The sequence below is a fragment of the Microbacterium forte genome (genome assembly GCF_031885415.1).
In the GTDB taxonomy this organism is placed as follows: domain Bacteria; phylum Actinomycetota; class Actinomycetes; order Actinomycetales; family Microbacteriaceae; genus Microbacterium; species Microbacterium forte.
This window is the reverse complement of sequence record NZ_CP116871.1, coordinates 297,523-318,766: the sequence shown is the minus strand read 5'-3', so window position 1 is coordinate 318,766 and position 21,244 is coordinate 297,523. Positions and strand designations below refer to the sequence as shown.

Sequence of the window (21,244 nt, the reverse complement as noted above, 5' to 3'; positions counted from 1 at the left end):
TAGGCTGAGGGCGGCACGCGTTGTGTACAACCGACAAGGTTGCCCGCGTCGCTTCCCGTTTCAATGGCATGACCTGCCAGCTTGACGAAAGGCTCCCCCGTGACTGTGCACGACCAGGATCCGTATTCCCAGGGCCCCCTCGACAGCGATCCGGAGGAGACGGGCGAGTGGCAGCAGTCGCTCGACGAGCTCGTCGACGCGAAGGGCCATGGCCGTGGCCGCGAGATCATGCTCAGCCTGCTCAAGCGCTCGAAGGAGCTGCACCTGGGCGTGCCGATGGTCCCGACCACGGACTACATCAACACGATCGCTCCTGAGAACGAGCCCGAGTTCCCGGGCGACGAAGAGGTCGAGCGTCGCTACCGCGCGTGGATCCGCTGGAACGCGGCCATCACGGTGCACCGCGCACAGCGCCCCGGCATCGGCGTCGGCGGTCACATCTCGACCTACGCGTCGTCGGCGGCCCTCTACGAGGTGGGTTTCAACCACTTCTTCAAGGGTCTCGACAACCCCGGCGGCGGAGACCAGATCTTCGTCCAGGGTCACGCCTCCCCCGGCACGTACGCCCGCTCGTTCCTCGAAGGCCGCCTGAGCGAAGACCAGCTCGACGGTTTCCGCCAGGAGAAGTCGCACGCGCCGTACGGCATCCCCTCGTACCCGCACCCGCGGCTGATGCCGGAGTACTGGCAGTTCCCGACCGTCTCGATGGGTCTCGGTCCGATCAACGCCATCTACCAGGCGATGTCGAACAAGTACCTCGAGAACCGCGGCATCAAGGACACCTCCGAGTCTCACGTCTGGGCCTTCCTCGGCGACGGAGAGATGGACGAGGTCGAGAGCCGCGGTCAGCTGCAGGTCGCAGCCAACGAGGGCCTCGACAACCTCACCTTCGTCGTCAACTGCAACCTGCAGCGTCTCGACGGCCCTGTGCGCGGCAACGGAAAGATCGTGCAGGAGCTCGAGTCGTTCTTCCGCGGAGCCGGCTGGAACGTCATCAAGGTCGTCTGGGGCCGCGAGTGGGACGACCTGCTCGCCCGCGACACCGAGGGCGCGCTGCTCAACCTGATGAACGTCACCCCCGACGGTGACTACCAGACCTACAAGGCCGAGTCCGGCGCGTACGTCCGCGAGCACTTCTTCGGCCGTGACGAGCGTGCCGCCGCTCTGGTCAAGGACTACTCCGACGACCAGATCTGGAACCTCAAGCGCGGTGGCCACGACTACCGCAAGGTCTACGCCGCCTTCAAGGCCGCGACCGAGCACAAGGGCAAGCCCACCGTCATCCTCGCCAAGACCGTCAAGGGCTACGGCCTGGGTCCGCACTTCGAGGGCCGCAACGCGACCCACCAGATGAAGAAGATGACGCTGGACAACCTCAAGACGTTCCGCGACGCGATGCACATCCCGATCACGGACGCGCAGCTCGAGGAGAACCCGTACCTGCCCCCGTACTACAACCCGGGCCCCCAGGACGAGACGATCCAGTACATGCTCGAGCGTCGCAACGCGCTCGGCGGCTTCCTGCCCGAGCGTCGCTCGACGCACGTCGGCCTGGCGCTCCCCGACGACACGGCGTACGCCCTGCCGAAGAAGGGTTCCGGCACGCAGGAGATCGCCACCACCATGGCGTTCGTCCGACTGCTGAAAGACCTGCTGCGCTCGAAGGACTTCGGCCACCGCATCGTGCCGATCATCCCCGATGAGGCCCGCACCTTCGGAATGGACGCCTACTTCCCGTCGGCGAAGATCTACAACCCGAACGGCCAGCACTACACCTCGGTCGACCGTGAGCTCCTCCTCGCCTACAAGGAGAGCCCGCAGGGTCAGATCGTGCACGTCGGCATCAACGAGGCCGGCGCACTCGCGGCGTTCACCGCTGCCGGCACCTCGTACGCCACGCACGGCGAGCCGCTGATCCCGATCTACCTCTTCTACTCGATGTTCGGATTCCAGCGCACGGGTGACGCGCAGTGGGCCGCCGGCGACCAGATGGCCCGCGGGTTCATCATGGGCGCCACGGCCGGCCGCACCACCCTCACGGGTGAGGGCCTGCAGCACGCCGACGGCCACTCGCACCTGCTCGCCGCCACCAACCCGGCGACGGTCTCGTACGACCCCGCCTACGGCTACGAGATCGCGCACATCATGCGCTCCGGTCTCGAGCGCATGTACGGCGGAGAGCACGAAGACCCGAACGTCATGTACTACATCACGCTCTACAACGAGCCGATGGTCATGCCCGCCGAGCCGGAGAACGTGGACGTCGACGGAATCGTGCGCGGCATCCACCGCGTGTCGGTCGGCGAGGGCGAAGGCCCCCGCGCTCAGCTCTTCGCATCGGGCGTCGGACTCCCCTGGGCCCTCGAGGCGCAGGCGCTGCTCAAGAACGACTGGGGCGTGATCGCGGATGTCTGGTCGGTCACCTCGTGGACCGAACTGCGCCGCGACGGCCTGGCCGCCGACGAGCACAACTTCCTGCACCCCGAAGAAGAGCCCCGCACGGCGTACCTCACGCAGAAGCTGCAGGGTGCCGAGGGTCCCGTCGTCGCCGTGAGCGACTTCATGCACGCCGTGCAGGACCAGATCCGTCCGTGGGTCCCGCAGCGTTTCGCGACGCTGGGCGCCGACGGCTTCGGCTTCTCCGACACGCGTGCAGCCGCTCGTCGCTTCTTCAAGATCGACGGTCCGTCGATCGTCGTCCGCACGCTGCAGTCTCTCGCCGAAGACGGGGTCGTCGACCGTTCTCTCGCCGCGCAGGCGATCCAGAAGTACAGCCTGCACGACGTGAACGCCGGCACCAGCGGCAACGCGGGCGGCGAAAGCTGAGTCGTCGGTGACGGGTTCCTCTTCGCGCGGCATGGACAAGTCGGCCACGCTCACCTGGCTGCGCCGGATCTCCGGCGACATCGCCTCGGTGACGATCAAGCGCCTCGAGGACACCCTCCCGTGGTACGCCGACATGCCACCAGCCCGCCGCTCTGCGGTCGGGCTGGTGGCCCAGGCGGGCATCACGTCGTTCATCCAGTGGTATGAGGATCCGACGTCGACGCCATGGATCGCCGCTGACATCTTCGCGGCCGCACCCAGAGAGCTGCTGCGCAGCGTCAGCCTGCAGCAGACTCTGCAGCTCATCCGAGTCACCGTCGAGGTGACCGAAGAGCGCGTCGCCGGAAGAGGCGCAGATCTCCGAGAGGCGATCCTGCTCTACTCCCGCGACGTGGCCTTCGCCGCGGCCGACGTCTACGCCAGAGCCGCCGAGGCCCGCGGTCTGTGGGATGCCAGACTCGAGGCCCTCGTCGTCGACTCCATCCTCACCGGTGAAGCGGACGAAGAGCTGCCGAGTCGGATCGCCGCCTTGGGCTGGCACGGTCACGGAGAGGTCGCGGTACTGGTCGGCACGACTCCCCCGCAGTTCGACGTCGACCTCGTGCGTCGCACAGCGCGAAAGCTCGCGGTCGACGTGCTCATCGGAGTGCAGGGATCCCGACTCGTGCTCGTGATCGGCCGCGCTCGCATCGCCGGCCAGGAGCCTGCCGAAGGCGAAGAGGAAGAACTCGGCTTCGAAGAGATCGCGACGCGACTCGAGCCCTCGTTCGGCCCCGGCTACGTCGTGCTCGGTCCTGCGGTCGCCGCGCTCGTCGACGCGAGTCAGAGTGCACGGGCGGCCCTCGCCGGGTTCGCCGTGGCGCGCGCATGGCGCAGCGCTCCCCGTCCGGTCGACGCAGACGACCTCCTTCCCGAGCGGGCGCTCGCGGGCGATCCACTCGCCAAGCAGACGCTGATCGAGCGCATCTATCGTCCTCTGCAGGCGCACTCCACCGATCTCGTGACGACGCTCTGGAGTTACCTCGACAACGGCCGCTCGCTCGAAGCGACCGCCCGCGAGCTGTTCGTGCACCCGAACACCGTGCGCTACCGCCTGAAGCGCGTCAGCGAGGTCATCGGCTGGGACGCCACGGGTCCGCGCGAGGCTCTGATCCTGCAGACCGCGCTCATCCTCGGTTCGATCGGCGCCGCAGAGCAGGTTCGGCGCAGGGCTCCCCTGCGTCGTCCGTCGCGCTGATCGGCAATCTGAGCCCCATCAGCTGTACGCCACACACAAGGGTTTTCTCGAATCTTGTGATGGATCATCCACCACTGATGGCGGATCGTTGGCAGACTGGGGTTGTGATTGTCGTCGTATGCCCTGGACAGGGCTCGCAGACCCCCGGTTTCCTCTCCCCCTGGCTCGAGCTCGACGGTGTGGCAGACAGCCTCGCCGCGTACTCCGAGGCGGCGGAGGTCGATCTCCAGCAGCACGGCACGGTGTCGGATGCCGACACGATCCGTGACACGCGCATCGCCCAGCCTCTGATCGTCGCCGCATCCCTGATCGCGGCGAACGCGCTCACGGCGCGTGGCGGTCGCCCCGCCGACGGTGTCGCCGGGCACTCGGTCGGCGAGATCGCCGCGCTCGTGGGCAGCGGTGTGATCGACGCCCAGACGGGCATGCGCCTGGTGGGCATCCGCGGCCGCGCCATGGCTGACGCGGCGGCACAGACCCCCACCGGCATGAGCGCCGTGCTGGGCGGCGATGAAGAGGCGATTCTCACGCGTCTCACCGAGCTCGGGCTCTCCCCCGCCAATTACAACGGCGGCGGACAGCTCGTGGTCGCCGGCGAGCTCGCAGGACTCGACGCCCTCGCCTCCGAGCCCGTCAAGGGGACCCGCGTCATCCCGCTGCAGGTGGCCGGCGCATTCCACACGTCATACATGGCCTCAGCCGTCGCCGCTCTGCGCGATGCGGTCGCGACGGTCATCCCGGCCGACCCGCAGATCACCCTCTGGTCGAACCGCGATGGATCCGTCGTCGCCGATGGCGCACAGGCCCTGAGCCACCTCGTCGACCAGGTGTCGTCACCGGTGCGTTGGGACCTCTGCATGGCGTCGTTCGCCGATCACGGCATCACCGGCCTGATCGAGCTCGCGCCCGCCGGCGCGCTGACCGGTCTCGCCAAGCGCGGTCTGCGCGGAGTCCTCTCCGTGGCCGTGAAGACCCCCGATGATCTCGATGCGGCCGTCGCGCTGCTGAACGGAGAAGCCGCATGAGCCCCATCCTGAACCAGGTCACCGGTCCCGCCTTCACGCGGATCTACTCCTTCGGTGCTGCCCGTGGCGAGAACGCCGTGCCGAACGACGACCTGATCGGCCCCATCGACTCGAGCGACGAGTGGATCCGCCAGCGCACCGGCATCGTGACCCGCGTGCGCGCCGACAAGGGCACGGATGCGATCGACCTCGCCGCGATCGCCGGCGCGGAGGCCATCGAGAAGTCCGGCGTTCCCGCCGACCAGATCGACCTCGTGATCGTCGCCACCATCAGCAACCCGAAGCAGTCGCCGTCGGTGTCAGCGATCGTGGCCGACCGTGTGGGTGCGAACCCGGCTGCCGCCTACGACGTCAACGCGGCCTGCGCCGGCTACGCCTACGCGATCACTCAGGCCGACGCGCTCATCAAGTCGGGCGCCGCACGCTACGCGCTCGTGATCGGCACGGAGAAGCTCTCCGACGTCGTCGACCCTGCCGACCGGAGCATCTCGTTCCTGCTCGGCGACGGCGCGGGCGCTGCGCTCATCGGTCCGAGCGACACGCCGGGCATCGCCCCCGCAGTGTGGGGTTCGGACGGCTCCAAGGCCGATGCGGTCGGCATGAACGCAACCCTGACCGAGTTCCGTGACGGCGAGGTGCCGTGGCCGACCCTGCGCCAGGAGGGCCAGACGGTCTTCCGCTGGGCCGTGTGGGAGATGGCGAAGGTCGCCCGCGAGGCACTCGACAAGGCCGGCGTCGAACCGACCGACATCGCCGCGTTCATCCCGCATCAGGCCAACATGCGCATCATCGACGAGTTCGCCAAGCAGCTGAAGCTGCCGGAGTCGACCGTGATCGCGCGCGACATCGAGACCACCGGCAACACGTCGGCAGCCTCGATCCCCCTCGCCAGCCACCGGCTGATGGCCGAGCATCCCGAGCTCTCGGGTGGGCTCGCGCTGCAGATCGGCTTCGGCGCCGGACTCGTGTTCGCCGCCCAGGTCGTCGTCCTCCCCTGAGAACGCGCCGACTTTCCCTAGACTGTTCCACGGTTCCGAATACAAACCCGTAAGAAAGAGGAAGACCACATGGCTTTCACCAACGATGAGGTCCTCGCAGGCCTCGCAGAGCTCATCACCGACGAGACCGGCATCAACGCATCCGAGGTCGCCCTCGAGAAGTCGTTCACCGACGACCTCGACATCGACTCGATCTCGATGATGACGATCGTCGTCAACGCCGAGGAGAAGTTCGGCGTCACCATCCCCGACGACGAGGTCAAGAACCTCAAGACCGTCGGCGACGCTGTCAACTTCATCGTCGCAGGCCAGGAGTAATCCTCGAAGGATGCCACCCCCGCGCTGTCGGGGCGTGGCATCCTCCGCCTTGCCCGCTCTCTGCTCGACCCGCCTGACAAGGAACCACACATGACCAAGCGCATCGTCGTCACCGGCATCGGCGCCACGTCCGCCATCGGCGGGACAGCACCCGAGAACTGGACGAACCTGCTCGCAGGCCAGTCCGGCACCCGCACCCTCGAGCACGACTGGGTGCAGCAGTACGACCTTCCGGTCACCTTCGCCGCCGAGGCGATCGTCCGCCCCGAAGAGGTCCTGCCCCGCCACGAGGCGAAGCGGCTCGACCCCTCCTCGCAGTTCGCGCTCATCGCGGCACGCGAGGCCTGGGCGGATGCCGGTTCTCCCGAGGTCGCTCCCGAGCGTCTCGGAGTCGACTTCGCCACCGGCATCGGCGGCCTCTGGACCCTGCTCGACGCGTGGGACACCCTGCGCGAGAAGGGCCCCCGCCGCGTGATGCCGCTGACCGTTCCGATGCTCATGCCGAACGCGGCGGCCGGCAACCTGTCGCTGCAGTTCCAGGCTCGTGCCTACGCGCAGACCGTCGTCAGCGCCTGCGCCTCGAGCACCGAGTCGATCATCCACGCCTTCCACCACCTGCAGGACGGTCTCGCCGACGTCGTGATCGCCGGTGGCACCGAATCGGCCATCCACCCGATCACGATGGCGTCGTTCGCGTCCGCGCAGGCTCTGTCCCGCCGCAATGACGACCCGGCCACGGCCTCGCGTCCCGGCGCGATCGACCGCGACGGCTTCGTGATGGGCGAGGGCGCAGCCGCGCTCATCCTCGAGACCGAGGAGCACGCCAAGGCACGCGGCGCCAAGATCTACGGCTACGTGCTCGGGGGTGGCGTCACCGCTGATGCGTACCACATCACGGGCAACGACCCCGAGGGCACCGGCGCCGCACGAGCCGTCACGCAGGCGCTCGACGAGGCCGGCATCACCGCCGACCAGGTCGCGCACATCAACGCGCACGCGACGTCCACCCCCGTGGGTGACCCCAACGAGTACGTCGCGCTCAAGAAGGTCTTCGGCGAGCGGATCGATGAGATCCCCGTCTCGGCCACCAAGGCGTCGACCGGGCACCTGCTCGGCGGCACGGGAGCCCTCGAGGCGATCTTCGCGCTGCTCGCGCTCCGCGACCGCGTCGCCCCGCCGACGATCAACATGACGGAGCCCGATCCGGCTGTGCCGTTCAAGCTCTCGGGCGAGGCGCAGCCTCTCGGCGACGGCCAGCTCTTCGCGATCAGCAACTCGTTCGGCTTCGGTGGCCACAACGCCGTCGCCGTCTTCGCGAGCGCCGACTGACCTGCAGCGATGACGAAGAGCGGCCCCCGGGTATCCCGGGGGCCGCTCTCGTGTCTGCAGGTCTAGCGAGCGGTCGCCCGCGCGAGCTGACGGGATCTCGCGGCACGGACGCGAGTGGTCCACGGAAGGAACCAGCCGATGAGCGGTCCCACGCCGAAGGCGAAGAGCACCGTGCCCACGCCGACCGGACCACCGAGCAGGAAGCCGATCAGCAGCACGCCGCCCTCGATCAGGGTGCGCACGAGCCACACCGGCCACCCGGTGCGACCCACGAGCCCCGTCATCAGGCCGTCCCGCGGGCCAGGACCGAAGTCCGCCGCGATGTAGAGTCCGGTGGCGAAGGCGAGCAGCAGCAGTCCCGCCACGAACATCGGTGCCCCGACCCAGATCGATGTCGGTGCGGGGATGACGGCGAGAGCCAGATCCGCGCTGGGCCCGACGAGCAGGGCATTGAGCAGGGTGCCCAGCCCGACGCGCTGCCGCAGGGGGATCCACAGGAGCAGCACGAGCACCGAGACCAGCACGGTGACGACGCCGTATCCGATCCCCGTCTGCCCCGAGACGCCGAGAGCGAGGACGTCCCAAGGAGCGACGCCGATGCCTCCGCGCACCATCAGACCGAGGGCGACGCCGTAGAGGAACAACCCCACGAGCAGCTGCACGATGCGCTCGACGACGTCGCGTCGACTGGTGGCGCTGATCGGGAGGAGAACGGAACGAAGCTGCATCTCTCCATGCTGGCCCACCCATCCGTCTGGTTCACGAGACCACTCGGCGAGAAGTGGCCTGCTTTCTTCAGTCCACTTTGCGGCATCATGGAGTCATGACCTCACGGCTCGTCCAGCAGCTCGGTGCCCACAACGTCGCCGGCGCCACAGCCAAGGCCCTCGCGGAGCACATCCGCGCATTGATCCTCGACGGTCGACTCACCGTGGGCGAGCGGCTGCCGAGCGAGCGATCGCTCGCGATCGAGCTGCGGCGGTCGCGTTCCACCACGACCCGTGTCTACGACCTCCTCGAGCGCGACGGCTACGTCTCTCGTCTGCACGGGGGCGGCACTCGCGTCACTCTGCCGCACACCGCGGCCCCGGCCGGCGGCGCAGCAGACGAGTCGGCCATCGACCTGTCGATCGCGTCGATGGATTCGACGCCTGGGCTGTACGACGCGACAGTGCGGTCACTCCCTCGGCTCGCTGCCATGCGCGGCACCAGCGGCTATTCACTGCAAGGGCTCCCCGAGCTGCGGGAGGCTGTCGCGCAGCGCTTCATCGAGCGCGGAGTGCCGACCGATGCGGACGAGATCATGATCACGTCCGGCGCGCTCAACGCGTTCAATCTGGTGCTCGCCTCGATCGGCCGGCGGGGCGAGCGCGCGCTCGTCGAGCAGCCCACCTTCCCGCATGCGCTCGAGGCGCTCCACCGCCACGGGTACCGACTGCTGCCGACGCCGGTCGATGTGACGGGATGGGACGAGGGCCATCTCACCGACACCCTGCTGCGCGGACGCCCCCACCTCGCGTACCTGATCCCCGACTTCCACAATCCCACGGGGGCCACGCTCTCCGACGCCGAGCGGACACGCATCGCGGCCACGGCACGGAGCGTCGGCACACACCTGATCGTCGATGAGACGACCGCCGAGCTCGACATCGATCGCGACTGGACCCCGCTTCCCTTCTCCGCCTTCAGCCCGCATGTGATCACCGTCGGCTCCATGTCGAAGATCGCCTGGGGAGGCATGCGCATCGGCTGGATCCGGGCGGACCGCTCGGTCATGACCCGTCTGCTCGCCACCCGTCCCTCGTTCGAGCTCGGCACCGCGCTGCTCGAACAGTGCATCGCCGTCGAGCTGCTGCAGGAGATGCCGGCGCTCACCGCGCATGTCGCGACACGCCTGTATGCCGGCCGCGAAGCCGTGGCGGCAGGACTCGGCTCCTTCGAGACCATCTCCATGCCGCCCACGAGAGGCGGACTCTCCGCCTGGCTCGACCTCGGCGCCCCCGTGTCGACCGCCCTGTCGCTGGCCGCGCGTGCTCACGGACTGATCCTTCCGCCGGGGCCGCGGTTCTCGACGGGCGGCGTGCTCGAGAGGCGCCTGCGCATTCCGATCACCCTGCCGCCTGAGCGCACCGCCGAGGCGATGGGGCGACTGAGACTCGCGTGGGAGGACGTCATGACGGGGGGCCGCGCGGCCGGGGCCGAGATGCCACGCTCGGCCGTGATCTGACAGACGAAGACCCCGTCCCGGATATTCGGGACGGGGTCTTCGTCATCTGTGGAACGGGGATTCGCCTTCTCAGCGTCCGGGATCGCTCACCGGCATCCGATACTCGCGCCTTCCCGTTCCAGGTCTGTGGGTCCGCCTAGCCGACCTTGTGCAGCCACACCACGCGGGCGTCGTCGCTCGCGTGACGGAACGGCTCCAGCTCCTCGTCCCAGGCGGAGCCGAGCGCGATGTCGAGCTCACGCTGCAGCTCGGTCGCGCTGCCTGCGGCGATCTCCATCGCATAGCGGATGCGGTCCTCGCCCACGACGATGTTTCCCGCGGCATCCGTCTGCGCATAGTGGATGCCGAGGTCGGGCGTGTGCAGCCAGCGTCCGCCGTCGCTGCGGGGTGTGGGATCCTCGGTGACCTCGAAACGGAGATGCTCCCACCCGCGGATCGCGGTTGCAAGAGCGGCACCCGTGCCGACCGGGCCGTCCCAGTAGAACTCGGCGCGTCGAGCGCCGTCGAGCACCGGCTGGTCGCTCCAGTCGAAGTTCACTGCGCGACCGATAGCGCGACCGACCGCCCATTCCAGGTGCGGGCAGAGCGCGCGAGGTGCAGAGTGGATGAACACCACTCCGCGTGCGTAAGCCGTCGCCATGATCTCTCCGTTTCATCAGGTGCGTCTTCCCCAACGACCTGAAACAACGAGAACTGGCGTGAATATGCGGTTGTGGGCCTATTCTCGCCCAGACCAGGCGAAATCACAAGCATGTGATTCACACGACGAAGGCCCCGGTCGCGCGGGACCGGGGCCTTCAGACCGCGAACGGCCGTTGATCAGACGAGGATCACGCCTCGCTCATGGCCTGCTTGACCTGCTGTCCCTTTGCGGCGTAGTACGCGGCGCGTGCGGCGTCACGGCGGGCCTGCTCGGCGTATCCGGCCTCGAGAACCTCCTGCGGGACCTCGACGTTAGGCACGTCCTGCGTGCCGTGGTACTTCTCGATGTAGGCGTCGAGCTCGGGGCCGGACGTCCACGACGTGATGAGGCAGTAGCGCGGCTCCGTGCCCACGTGGGTCGCGGCGTGCCACAGACGCTGCGTGTCGACGATGAGCTGAGCGCCCGCCGGCAGAGCGATGCGGTACTCGATGCTCGGGTCGGTGCGGTTCTCGCGCAGGACGAAGAAGCTGTCCTTGTCGTCGCTGAGGTTGAAGAACCCGCGGACGACCCAGCCGGTGCCGTCGGGGTTCAGACGGTTGTTGTCGTCCTGGTGGAGGTTGTAGAGGCACTCGCCGTACGGGGTCGGCTGCAGCTCGATGACGCGGCAGCGACCGACGTTGGCACCGGGCTCCTGCGCGCGACGCGTGAGGTTGGGGGCCTTGGCGGTCTGCGAGTCGATCCAGACGCCGTCCTTGTCGGTGCGCGGCGGCTTGTGGTTCCAGAAGCCGTTGCACTCGATCTCGCCCTTGGCGCTGGCGAGAGGGGCGAAGCGGGTGTCACCCGACGACTTCCAGTCGTTGTACTCGATGTCGAGCCACTCCTTGGGGTCGAGCTCCTGGTTGTAGCTGTCGAGAACGACGAAGCCCTTGTCTTCGAGGGCAGCGGACTTGATGTATCCCATGATCTGAACCAGATCCTTTCATCGGGGGCCAGCACGTTTTAACAGGCCCTGATAAGGCAAGCCTAACAGGGCACTTCTGGAGCGCCGCCGAGGGCCGCCGTGAATAAGCGAATAGACTGAATCGGGCGCCTGGCGACTCCTCGGCGCACGGCGTTACGGGAGGACGAGACACCAGCATGAGCACTGCGACCAACGTCGAGGCGACAGCTGTCAACACGATCGAGTGGCTCGCAGAGGACTCCACGACCATCGTCGTGCCGGTGTACCAGCGTCAGTACAGGTGGGACATCGGCGGCTGCGAGCAGCTGCTCTCCGACGTCCGGGCCGTCGCCCGTGAAGACTCGTCGCACCGTCACTTCATCGGGTCGATCCTCTCGGCCGCCGACGACAGCGAGGCCGACACCGACCTCGTGCTGATCGACGGCCAGCAGCGCATCACGACGCTGATGCTGCTGGTCGCAGCGCTCCGGCATGCGGTTCAGGACTCCGATCCCCTGCTCGCCGCCGATCTCGACCGGGTGCTCGTGCGCCCGGACGACCCCGATCGCACCAAGCTGCGCCCTCACGACGCGTGGGCCGAGCTGTACGAGTCCGTGGTGCTGGAGCGCGATGTCCAGGCAGAGCGCGAATCGCGGTTCGATGACAATTACGCGTTCTTCCGCAGCCAGGTGCACGCCGACGAGGCGCCGCAGATCTGGGCGGGGCTGAAGAAGCTCGAGCACGTCTCGATCACCCTCGGCGCCGACGCGAACGCGCAGCAGATCTTCGAGAGCCTGAACTCCACCGGCGAGCCGCTGCGCGATCACGAGCTCATCCACAACTACATGCTGATGGGGTTGACCCACGCCGAGCAGCTCGACGTCGAGGCGCGGTTCTGGCTCCCGATCGAGCAGCACACCGGTGAGACCATCGGCGCATTCTGGCGGCACTACCTCGTGATGACGACGGGGCGCGAGGTGGCGGCCAACGGCGAGCACGGTGTCTACAGCGCGTTCCGACAGTCCTTCCCCCGCGTCGACCTCGATCACCTGCAGGCGGATGCCGAGGTCTGGCGCCACTACGCCGAGATCTACGGCATCCTGCTCGACCCGTCTCTCGAGCACGACCCCGAGATCGCTCGGCAGCTGCGATACGTGAACACCTTCGGCCGCGCAGCCTATCCGCTGGTCCTCAGCGTCTACAGCGATCACAGCCGCGGGCTCATCGGCCGCGACGAGCTCGTCGAGACGCTCGAGTGGATCCAGGCGATGTATCTGCGGCGCACGCTCGTGAACCTGCCCAACGAGCGACTCGTGGCCCGCCTCTGCCGAGCGCGCGCGAACGGAAGAGAGGCACTGGCTCGAGCGTTCGCCCGGATCACGCCGTCGGACGAGCGCGTCAGCGCCGTGCTGAAGTACAGCGAGCTGCCGCATCCGGCCTATGTCCTCGGGCGGCTCGAGGGAGTCGACGACCCTGACGAGTTCGATGTGGAGCACATCGTGCCCACAGTCCCCAGCGACAGCTGGTCGGGCGACGGCGAGCGTCCGTGGATCGACTACTCGGACGACGAGCGCAATGCGCATCGCGCGCTCGCCCCGACACTCGGCAATCTCACTCTGCTCGAGCAGTCCCTCGCGCAGCGGGTCTTCGGAGAGTCGTACTCCGTGAAACGGGACGCGGCGTATGCTCGCAGCTCCGTCCCCGAGACCAGTGCACTCGCTGCCACGGAGACGTGGGGAACGGCGGCCATCTCTCAGCGCACGATCCGGCTCACCGCCGATCTGCTGAGGATCTGGGCACGCCCCGCACTGCCCGAGATCGACGACGACGGGCTCACTCCCATCCTCGATGCGGTGCGCCGGCGCGGGTGGCCGGCCGGATGGGAGCGCGAGTTCGAGTATGTCGAGTACCGCGGAGAGCGCTGGGAGGTCTTCGACGTCAAACACCTCTTCAACCGTGTCTTCCGTCGCGCATGGACGGACACCCGCGATGCCGCCGTGTCGTACTGCGCCACCCACGGCGGCCCGATCTACGACTCGATGGCCTGGAAGGGGCAGTGGGATCAGCTGGACGACACCCACCACCTCTACATGGGCTGGGATTCGAACTACATGATGAACGCAGTGCAGGGCGCGCTCGACGAGGCGGACATCGCCTCGGAGGTCTTCGTCAAGTACTCCTACATCGGGAATGTGATGTGACATGACGACAACCATCCGCCGCCTCCTCGACCTGACAGTCGAAGAGCACACACTGACCGTCCCGCTCGTGTGGGGAGATCCGACAGACACCCGCACGATCGACATCTTCGCGCGGGTCGTCACACGAGAAGGAGGCGAACGCCTCCCCTTTCTGGTCTTCCTGCAGGGCGGGCCGGGCCACGAGGCCCCTCGGCCGTTCCACTCGTCGACGTCCCCCGCCTGGCTCGACGAGGCCCTCGCGCACTATCGGGTCGTGATGCTCGACCAGCGAGGCACCGGACTCTCGACGCCGGTCGGCGATGCCGATCTCGAGCGCGGCTCCGCTGCGGTCGCCGAGTACCTCACGCATCTGCGCGCCGATGCGATCGTCCGCGACTGCGAGGCGATGCGCGAGCACCTCAGCGCGGAGACGTGGAGCGTGCTCGGCCAGTCCTTCGGGGGATTCACGACCCTGGCCTACCTGTCCACCGATTCGGACTCGCTCGCCGATGTCTTCATCACCGGCGGACTCAGCACCGTCGACCGGCACCCCGACGAGGTCTACGCGCTCTGCTACGACAAGATGCGCGCCGCCTCCGAGCGGTATTACCGTCGGTTCCCCGAGCACCGAGACGTCATGCGCCGCCTGGTCGATCAGGCCGCGGCAGGCGAGATCGTGCTTCCCGACGGCGAAGTGGTCTCGCCGTCACGGCTGCGCTCCGTGGGCTCGGCGCTCGGCACGAATGACGGGTGGCAGACCGTATGGTCGCTGCTCGAGCGCGATCCCGCGTCGAACGCGTTCCGCCATGATCTGATGCACGCCATGCCGTACGGTGGCCGCAACCCGCTCTACTTCGCGTTCCACGAATCGAGCTACGCGAGCGGGCACGCCACACGCTGGTCGGCGGAACGCACAGAGCCGCAGGACTTCCGCGACGACGTCACACTGTTCACGGGCGAGCACATCCGCCGCGAATGGACCGAGACCGTGCCCGCCTTCCAGCCGTGGCGAGACGTCACGCTCGCGCTGGCGGACTTCGAGTGGCCCCGGATCTACAACGAGGTCGCGATCGCCGCCTCCGGTGCGACGGGCGCTGCCGCCGTCTATGTGAACGACGTCTATGTCCCGATGGAGTTCTCACTCGAGACCGCACGCCTGCTGCCCGGCGTCGAGCTCTGGGTGACCAGTGAGCACGAGCACAACGGCGTGCGCTCCGGCCCTGTGCTGACGCACCTCATCGACCTCGCGCACGGACGACGCATCCGCTGAGCATCTCCGCCGGAATCCTCCTGCAGACGGATGCCGAGGCGGCGGCGGCCGAATAGCCTGGTCTCATGGCCGACGCACTCGGGATGCTGCTCACGATCGCGATCCTCCTCGTCGTGGTGATCGCGATCGTCGTGGTGATCGTCGCGGTCTACGCGAAGGCGCCGCTCGAGAAGAAGTACGAGAGCGCAGGCGGCGGACTGGGCGGTTCGTTCGACGCGATCTGGATGCCATCGGCACACGAGGCCGGGATGGAGCGCGATCGCCAGACGAAGCGCACCGCACCGGCGCCCGCTCCCGGCGACCCGCCCGGCAGGATCGACGGGGAACGCATCATCATCGACATCTGACCCCGCGATCCACCGGGATGAGACGACGAAGGCCCCGTGTTCCGAGGAACACGGGGCCTTCGAACGCGGTGATCGTTACTTGCTCGATCCGCCGAAGCCCTTGAAGCGCTGGTTGAACTTCTCGACGCGGCCGGCCGAGTCCATGATGCGCTGCTTGCCCGTGTAGAACGGGTGCGATGCCGACGAGATCTCGACGTCGATGACGGGGTACTCGACGCCGTCGAGCTCGATCGTCTTGTCGCTGGAGACAGTCGAACGGGTGAGGAACGTCTCGCCCGAGCCGAGGTCGCGGAACACGACTGCCTTGTACACGGGGTGAATGTCAGTCTTCATGGGATTCCTTAGTTGCTGCCCTGGATTGTGCCAGGGACGAGGGAAGTCTGCGGTGCAGAGAGCACCAAGGATCGATTCTATCAGATCCGCGTCAGGATGCCGCGCGGGCCGCGTAGCGGCCCTCGTCGCTGCTCAGAACGATCGGCATTCCGAACGTCTCGGTCAGCGTATCGGCGGTCAGGGTCTCGGCGATGGGTCCGGCTGCCACGATGCGCCCCTCGCGCATGAGCAGCACGTGCGTGAAACCGACCGGGATCTCCTCGACGTGATGCGTGACCATCAGCATCGCGGGTGTCGTCGGCGACGAGGCATAGCCGCTCAGGAGCGCGAGCAGCTCCTCGCGCGAACCGAGGTCGAGCGAGGCCGTCGGCTCGTCGAGCAGCAGCAGCTCGGGGTCGGTCATCACGGCCCGGGCGATCTGGACGCGCTTCTGCTCGCCGTCGCTCAGGGTTCCGAACGTGCGATCAGCCAGGTGGTCGAGACGCCAGTCGCCGAGCACCCGCAGCGCGCGGCGCTCGTCGATGTCCTCGTAGTTCTCGTTCCAGCGCCCCAGAACGGAGTACGCCGCCGTGAGCACCGTGTTCAGGACGGTCTCGTCGCGCGGCACGCGCTTCGCCATCGCCGACGAGGCGAAGCCGATGCGGGGGCGCAGTTCGAACACGTCGGTTCGACCGAGGGTCTCCCCCAGCACGGTGACGGCTCCGGAGGTCGGGTGCATCAGCGTGTCCGCCAGCTGGAGCAGTGTGGTCTTGCCGGCGCCGTTGGGTCCGAGGATCACCCACCGCTGATCATCGTCGACCTGCCAGGTCACGTGATCGATGATGTCGCGCCCCTCGCGGCGCACGACGACGTCGGTGAATTCCAAGGCGATCGACATGCCTCCAGCCTATCGGCTCAGGCGGTCAGCTCCGCGTAGAGCGCGCGCGTGGTGTCGGCGATCGCATCCCAGCTGAACTCGTCGCGCGCGCGCTCCCGACCGGCCGCGCCGTAGGCGCGAGCCTGCTCCGGATCGGACGTCACCTCGGTGAGCACGCTCGCGAGGTCGGCGACATAGCGCTCGGGGTCGACCGGCGTCCCTGTGCCGTCCTGCAGCTGCTCGATCGGCACGAGACGCCCTGTCACGCCGTCGTCGACGACCTCGGGGATGCCCCCGGTGGCCGTGCCGACGACAGCGGCACCGCACGCCATGGCCTCGAGGTTCACGATCCCCAGCGGTTCATACACCGACGGGCATACGAAGGTCGTGGCCGCTGTGAGGATCGCCGAGAGCTCGTCGCGCGGCAGCATCCGATCGATCCAGATGACGCCCTCGCGGGTCTGCTGGAGAAGCCGCACGCCCTCCTGCACCTCCGCCATGATCTCGGGGGTGTCGGGTGCGCCGGCGCAGAGGATCAGCTGAACCTCCGGCGGCAGCAGACGAGCGGCCTGCAGGAGGTACGGCAGACCCTTCTGACGGGTGATCCGACCGACGAAGACGACAGACGGTCGAGTCGGGTCCATGCCCACCGACTCGAGGAACGCGGGGTTCTGCACCGGACGCCACCGCTCGACGTCGATGCCGTTGTGGATCACACGCACCCGGGCGGGGTCGACGGAGGGATAGCTGCGCAGGATGTCTTCGCGCATGCCGGCGCTGACCGCGATCACCGCCGCAGCGTTCTCGTAGGCGAGCTTCTCGATGCCGCTCGACACCGCGTATCCCCCGCCGAGCTGCTCCGCCTTCCAGGGGCGCAGCGGCTCGAGACTGTGGGCGGTGAGCACGTGAGGGATGCCGTGCAGCTGCGAGGCGAGGTGTCCGGCGAAGTTCGCGTACCAGGTGTGGCTGTGCACGAGGTCGGCGTCGGAGATGGCCGCCACGATCTCGAGATCGGTCCCGAGCGTCTGCAGAGCGGCATTGGCCGAGGCCAACTCCGACGGGGCCTGATAGGAGAAAGTACCCGCCTCATCTCGGGGGGAACCGAAGGCACGAACCTGTACATCGATATTCTGCCGCAGGGCCGTGACGAGCTCTGCGACGTGCACACCGGCACCTCCGTAAATCTCCGGCGGGTATTCCTTCGTGATCATCTCGACGCGCATGTCTAGACGGTAGTGACTCACTTGTCCAGATGCTAGTTAGCCGAGCCGAATCACATCTATTGTGGGTGCATGTCCGCACCAAAGAAGATCTTCGGCATCATCCTCGCCGGCGGCGAGGGAAAGCGTCTCATGCCCCTCACGGGCGACCGAGCAAAACCTGCAGTGCCTTTCGGCGGACAGTATCGCTTGATCGATTTCGCGATATCGAACCTCATCAACTCGGGTCTGCGACAGATCGTCGTCCTCACGCAGTACAAGTCGCACAGCCTCGACCGTCACATCTCGCAGACCTGGCGCATGTCGGCGCTGCTCGACTCGTACGTCACCTCCGTGCCCGCGCAGCAGCGTCTCGGAAAGCGCTGGTTCTCCGGCTCGGCCGACGCGATCCTGCAGAGCCTCAACCTCATCAACGACGAGAAGCCCGACATCGTCGTGGTGATCGGTGCCGACCACGTCTATCGCATGGACTTCCGGCAGATGCTCGACGCGCACATCGAGTCGGGCGCGAAGGCCACCGTCGCCGGCATCCGCCAGCCGCTCGCGATGGCGTCTCAGTTCGGTGTGATCGACGCCGACACCGAGTCGGGCCGCATCAAGCAGTTCCTCGAGAAGCCGACCGACATCGCAGGGCTCGAGGACTCCCCTCACGAGGTGCTCGCCTCGATGGGCAACTACATCTTCGACGCCGACGCGCTGATCGCCGCGGTCGAGGCAGACGGCGAGTCCCCCACCTCCGGTCATGACATGGGCGGCGACATCGTGCCGTACTTCGTCGATCGAGGCGAGGCCGGCTACTACGACATGAAGCGCAACGACGTCCCGGGGTCCTCCCCGCGCGACCGCTCCTACTGGCGTGACGTGGGCACCATCGACTCCTTCTTCGACGCGCACATGGACCTGATCTCCACGCTGCCGATCTTCAACCTCTACAACATGGAGTGGCCCATCCACTCGCAGGCCGTGAACTCGCCGCCCGCGAAGTTCGTGCGAGACTCCGTCGGGCGTATCGGCAACGCGATCGACTCGATCGTGTCCCTCGGATCCGTGCTCTCGGGCACGCATCTCGAGCGCAGCGTCGTCGGCCCGTGGACTCTCGCCGGCGGCGGTTCGACCATCACCGATTCGGTCGTCTTCGACGGAGTGAGAGTCGGCGCCGGTTCCCGGGTGCATCGAGCCATCCTCGACAAGAACGTCGTGCTCGCCGACGGCGCGACCGTCGGCGTCGACCGCGAACGCGATCTCGCGCGAGGCTTCACCGTGACCGAATCCGGCATCACTGTGGTGGGCAAGGGGCTCTTCATCGATCGCTGAGGATGTCGGCCGAAGACCGCCGTGCACCGACCCGCGCCTTGCGGTCGATAGGCTCAGAGGCGTGACTGCCGCTCGATTCCTCGTCGTCCTCGATGCCGATTCCACCCTCATCCGCAATGAGGTGATCGAACTGATCGCCGACGAGGTGGGGCGCGGCGCCGAGGTGCAGGCAGCCACCGAAGCCGCGATGCGCGGCGAGATCGACTTCGCCACGAGCCTGCGCTCACGCGTCGCAGCTCTCGAAGGCGTTCCTGTCTCGGGTTTCGCTCGAGTGCTCGCCCGGATCGAGCCGACTCCGGGCGTGCGTGAGCTCACTGCCGCCGTGCATCAGCGCGGGGGTGTCGTCGGGGTCGTGTCAGGCGGATTCCACGAGATCCTCGACGATGTCGCACCGGAGCTCGGTGTCGACCGTTGGCGCGCCAATCGACTCGAGGTGGTCGACGGTGCTCTGGCGGGTCGGGTCGACGGCGAGATCGTCGATGCCGCTGTGAAGGCCGCCTCGCTGCTGGAGTGGGCGGACGAGCTCGGAGTGCCCCGCCACGCCACGATCGCCATCGGCGACGGAGCCAATGACCTGCAGATGATGGCGGTCGCGGGACTCGGACTGGCGTTCAACGCGAAGCCCGCCGTGCGCGAGGCTGCGAGCCTCGTCATCGGACCGCAGGATCTCTCCGAGGTCATCGCGCTGCTGCCCTAGCGGATGTCCTATGCCCCGTCTACCCTCCGGCGCATGGACATCATCCTCATCCCCGGTCTCTGGCTCGACGCGTCCAGCTGGAGCGAAGTGACCACCGATCTCGAACGCGCAGGGCACACCGTGCATCCGCTGACCATGCCGGGCGTGGGCCTCCCGGCCGCCGAGTCCGCTGACATCGGCATCGCCGACTGGGTCGACGCCGCTGTCGCCGCCGTGGACGCCGTCGCCGCGCCCGTGGTCGTCGTCGGTCACAGCGGCGGTGGCAACGTCGCCTGGGGCGTGGCCGATGCGCGGCCCGACCGCGTCTCGCGGGTGATATTCGTCGACACCGTACCGCCGCCGTCCGGATTCGGCATCAGCGAGTTCGAGATCGTGGACGGCGTCGTCCCGTTCCCCGGATGGGAGTTCTTCCCTGCGGAAGACGTCGACGACCTCGACGAGGCGACCCGTGCGCGCACCGCGCCGCTCACGCACAGCGTGCCAGCGCGCGTGCCCACCGATGAGATCGAGCTCGGCCCCGGTGCGCGGCACCGGGTGCCGGTGACGCTGCTCATGGGAGGTCTCGACCAGGAGACTCTCGAGTCCGAGCTCGAGCAGTGGGGGCCGTATGCCGAAGAGTTCCGTGCGATCGACGATGCCGAGGTCGTGCGCATCGGCTCAGGTCACTGGCCTCAGTTCTCGGTACCGAACAGACTCGCCGCGCTGCTCGATGCGGCGATCACCCGCCGATGACGGTACGTCGTCGGTGGAGTGTCAGTGCCCCATGCCGAGGCCGCCGTCGACGGGGATGACAGCACCCGAGATGTACCCGGCGTCATCGCCTGCAAGCCACGTGACGACGCCTGCCACCTCATCGGGCGTCGCGAATCGCCCGGCCGGGATGTTCGCCTTGTACTGCTTCTGAGTCTCTTCGGGAAGCTCAGCGGTCATGTCGGTCTCGATGAATCCGGGGGCGACGACGTTCGCGGTGATACCGCGTCCGCCGAGCTCCCGCGTGAGAGAACGTGCGAAGCCGACGAGCGCGCTCTTCGAGGCCGAATAGTTCACCTGCCCGGCCGAGCCATAGAGGCCCACGACGCTGGAGATGAGGATGACTCGGCCAAATCGAGCCCGCAGCATGCCTTTCGATGCCCGCTTCACGACGCGGAAGGTGCCGCCGAGGTTCGTCGCGACCACGCTGTCGAAGTCGTCCTCACTCATCCGCAGCAGCAGGGTGTCCTTCGTGATGCCGGCATTCGCCACGACGACTTCGACGGGTCCGAGCTGCTGCTCGACCTCGGTGAAGGCCGCGTCGAGCGCAGCGGCATCCGTGACGTCTGCACGCACCGTGAGAGTGCCCTCGGGGCCTTCGCCGCTGCGAGCCGTGACGGCGACGCGGTAGCCGTCCCTGACGAATCGTTCGGCGATCGCGCGGCCGATGCCGCGGTTTCCACCGGTGACGAGGACGACGCGAGAACTCATTTCCACTCCTGATCTGGCCGGTG

20 protein-coding genes are annotated in these 21,244 nt (G+C 67.6%); 13 read left to right on the top strand and 7 right to left on the bottom strand.

What is annotated here, in order from left to right:
• Positions 1-99 precede the first annotated feature (99 nt).
• From aceE to OB895_RS01600, 6 genes are all read left to right on the top strand, one after another.
• Complete coding sequence (gene aceE / locus OB895_RS01625; protein ID WP_309689029.1) at positions 100-2,826, top strand: pyruvate dehydrogenase (acetyl-transferring), homodimeric type; 2,727 nt, start codon at positions 100-102, stop codon at positions 2,824-2,826.
• Between the two features lie 31 nt (positions 2,827-2,857).
• The gene (locus tag OB895_RS01620; RefSeq protein WP_056377454.1) at positions 2,858-4,063 is read left to right on the top strand and encodes a PucR family transcriptional regulator; all 1,206 of its coding nucleotides are present in this window, start codon (positions 2,858-2,860) and stop codon (positions 4,061-4,063) included.
• A 104-nt stretch (positions 4,064-4,167) separates the two neighbouring features.
• Positions 4,168-5,088, top strand: a complete 921-nt coding sequence (locus OB895_RS01615) for an ACP S-malonyltransferase (protein ID WP_311878727.1) — start codon at positions 4,168-4,170, stop codon at positions 5,086-5,088.
• Entirely contained in the window at positions 5,085-6,086 is a 1,002-nt protein-coding gene (locus OB895_RS01610; RefSeq protein WP_042537516.1) for a beta-ketoacyl-ACP synthase III, read from the top strand. The genes OB895_RS01615 and OB895_RS01610 overlap by 4 nt, the downstream gene beginning before the upstream one ends.
• Positions 6,087-6,155: 69 nt before the next feature.
• Positions 6,156-6,404 carry an acyl carrier protein gene (locus OB895_RS01605; protein WP_017202249.1) on the top strand — a complete coding sequence of 83 codons (249 nt, stop codon included), beginning with the start codon at positions 6,156-6,158 and terminating at the stop codon, positions 6,402-6,404.
• A 90-nt stretch (positions 6,405-6,494) separates the two neighbouring features.
• Positions 6,495-7,733, top strand: coding sequence for a beta-ketoacyl-[acyl-carrier-protein] synthase family protein (locus OB895_RS01600; protein ID WP_079112924.1), 1,239 nt, complete (start codon positions 6,495-6,497; stop codon positions 7,731-7,733).
• A gap of 62 nt (positions 7,734-7,795) precedes the next feature.
• On the opposite strand, the gene yczE is transcribed toward OB895_RS01600, so the two are convergent.
• A complete protein-coding gene (gene yczE / locus OB895_RS01595; protein ID WP_079112925.1) occupies positions 7,796-8,461 on the bottom strand; it encodes a membrane protein YczE in 666 nt (221 codons plus the stop codon).
• 95 nt (positions 8,462-8,556) lie between these two features.
• Between yczE and yczR the strand changes: the two genes are divergently transcribed.
• A complete protein-coding gene (gene yczR / locus OB895_RS01590) occupies positions 8,557-9,960 on the top strand; it encodes a MocR-like transcription factor YczR (RefSeq protein ID WP_079112926.1) in 1,404 nt (467 codons plus the stop codon).
• A 136-nt stretch (positions 9,961-10,096) separates the two neighbouring features.
• On the opposite strand, the gene OB895_RS01585 is transcribed toward yczR, so the two are convergent.
• Both OB895_RS01585 and OB895_RS01580 read right to left on the bottom strand, forming a co-directional pair.
• A complete protein-coding gene (locus OB895_RS01585) occupies positions 10,097-10,600 on the bottom strand; it encodes a DUF3145 domain-containing protein (protein ID WP_042537526.1) in 504 nt (167 codons plus the stop codon).
• A gap of 190 nt (positions 10,601-10,790) precedes the next feature.
• A complete protein-coding gene (locus tag OB895_RS01580) occupies positions 10,791-11,564 on the bottom strand; it encodes a hypothetical protein (protein ID WP_042537528.1) in 774 nt (257 codons plus the stop codon).
• 176 nt (positions 11,565-11,740) lie between these two features.
• Here OB895_RS01580 and OB895_RS01575 point away from each other — a divergent pair, with 176 nt between their 5' ends.
• The 3 genes from OB895_RS01575 (at position 11,741) to OB895_RS01565 (ending at position 15,340) form a co-directional block, all read left to right on the top strand.
• Positions 11,741-13,744 (top strand): DUF262 domain-containing protein, encoded by a 2,004-nt coding sequence (locus tag OB895_RS01575; protein WP_311878726.1) that lies wholly within the window; start codon positions 11,741-11,743, stop codon positions 13,742-13,744.
• A 1-nt stretch (position 13,745) separates the two neighbouring features.
• Positions 13,746-14,993 (top strand): alpha/beta fold hydrolase, encoded by a 1,248-nt coding sequence (locus OB895_RS01570; RefSeq protein ID WP_311878725.1) that lies wholly within the window; start codon positions 13,746-13,748, stop codon positions 14,991-14,993.
• Positions 14,994-15,058: 65 nt separating this feature from the next.
• Positions 15,059-15,340, top strand: a complete 282-nt coding sequence (locus OB895_RS01565) for a hypothetical protein (RefSeq protein WP_042537534.1) — start codon at positions 15,059-15,061, stop codon at positions 15,338-15,340.
• A gap of 75 nt (positions 15,341-15,415) precedes the next feature.
• Here OB895_RS01565 and OB895_RS01560 read toward each other — a convergent pair whose 3' ends face one another.
• The 3 genes from OB895_RS01560 to glgA all read right to left on the bottom strand — a co-directional run bounded on the left by OB895_RS01560 (position 15,416) and on the right by glgA (position 17,752).
• On the bottom strand, positions 15,416-15,673 hold the full coding sequence (locus tag OB895_RS01560; RefSeq protein WP_042537536.1) for a type B 50S ribosomal protein L31: 258 nt from the start codon (positions 15,671-15,673) through the stop codon (positions 15,416-15,418).
• 91 nt (positions 15,674-15,764) lie between these two features.
• The gene (locus OB895_RS01555; RefSeq protein ID WP_042537538.1) at positions 15,765-16,550 is read right to left on the bottom strand and encodes an ABC transporter ATP-binding protein; all 786 of its coding nucleotides are present in this window, start codon (positions 16,548-16,550) and stop codon (positions 15,765-15,767) included.
• A gap of 17 nt (positions 16,551-16,567) precedes the next feature.
• On the bottom strand, positions 16,568-17,752 hold the full coding sequence (gene glgA / locus OB895_RS01550) for a glycogen synthase (protein ID WP_042537541.1): 1,185 nt from the start codon (positions 17,750-17,752) through the stop codon (positions 16,568-16,570).
• A 69-nt stretch (positions 17,753-17,821) separates the two neighbouring features.
• Here glgA and glgC point away from each other — a divergent pair, with 69 nt between their 5' ends.
• The 3 genes from glgC to OB895_RS01535 all read left to right on the top strand — a co-directional run bounded on the left by glgC (position 17,822) and on the right by OB895_RS01535 (position 20,492).
• Positions 17,822-19,063, top strand: a complete 1,242-nt coding sequence (glgC, locus tag OB895_RS01545; protein ID WP_042537543.1) for a glucose-1-phosphate adenylyltransferase — start codon at positions 17,822-17,824, stop codon at positions 19,061-19,063.
• 61 nt (positions 19,064-19,124) lie between these two features.
• Positions 19,125-19,760, top strand: a complete 636-nt coding sequence (serB, locus tag OB895_RS01540) for a phosphoserine phosphatase SerB (protein ID WP_042537545.1) — start codon at positions 19,125-19,127, stop codon at positions 19,758-19,760.
• A gap of 33 nt (positions 19,761-19,793) precedes the next feature.
• A complete protein-coding gene (locus tag OB895_RS01535) occupies positions 19,794-20,492 on the top strand; it encodes an alpha/beta fold hydrolase (RefSeq protein WP_042537547.1) in 699 nt (232 codons plus the stop codon).
• A gap of 21 nt (positions 20,493-20,513) precedes the next feature.
• On the opposite strand, the gene OB895_RS01530 is transcribed toward OB895_RS01535, so the two are convergent.
• Complete coding sequence (locus OB895_RS01530) at positions 20,514-21,221, bottom strand: beta-ketoacyl-ACP reductase (RefSeq protein WP_042537549.1); 708 nt, start codon at positions 21,219-21,221, stop codon at positions 20,514-20,516.
• Between the last annotated feature and the right edge of the window lie 23 nt (positions 21,222-21,244).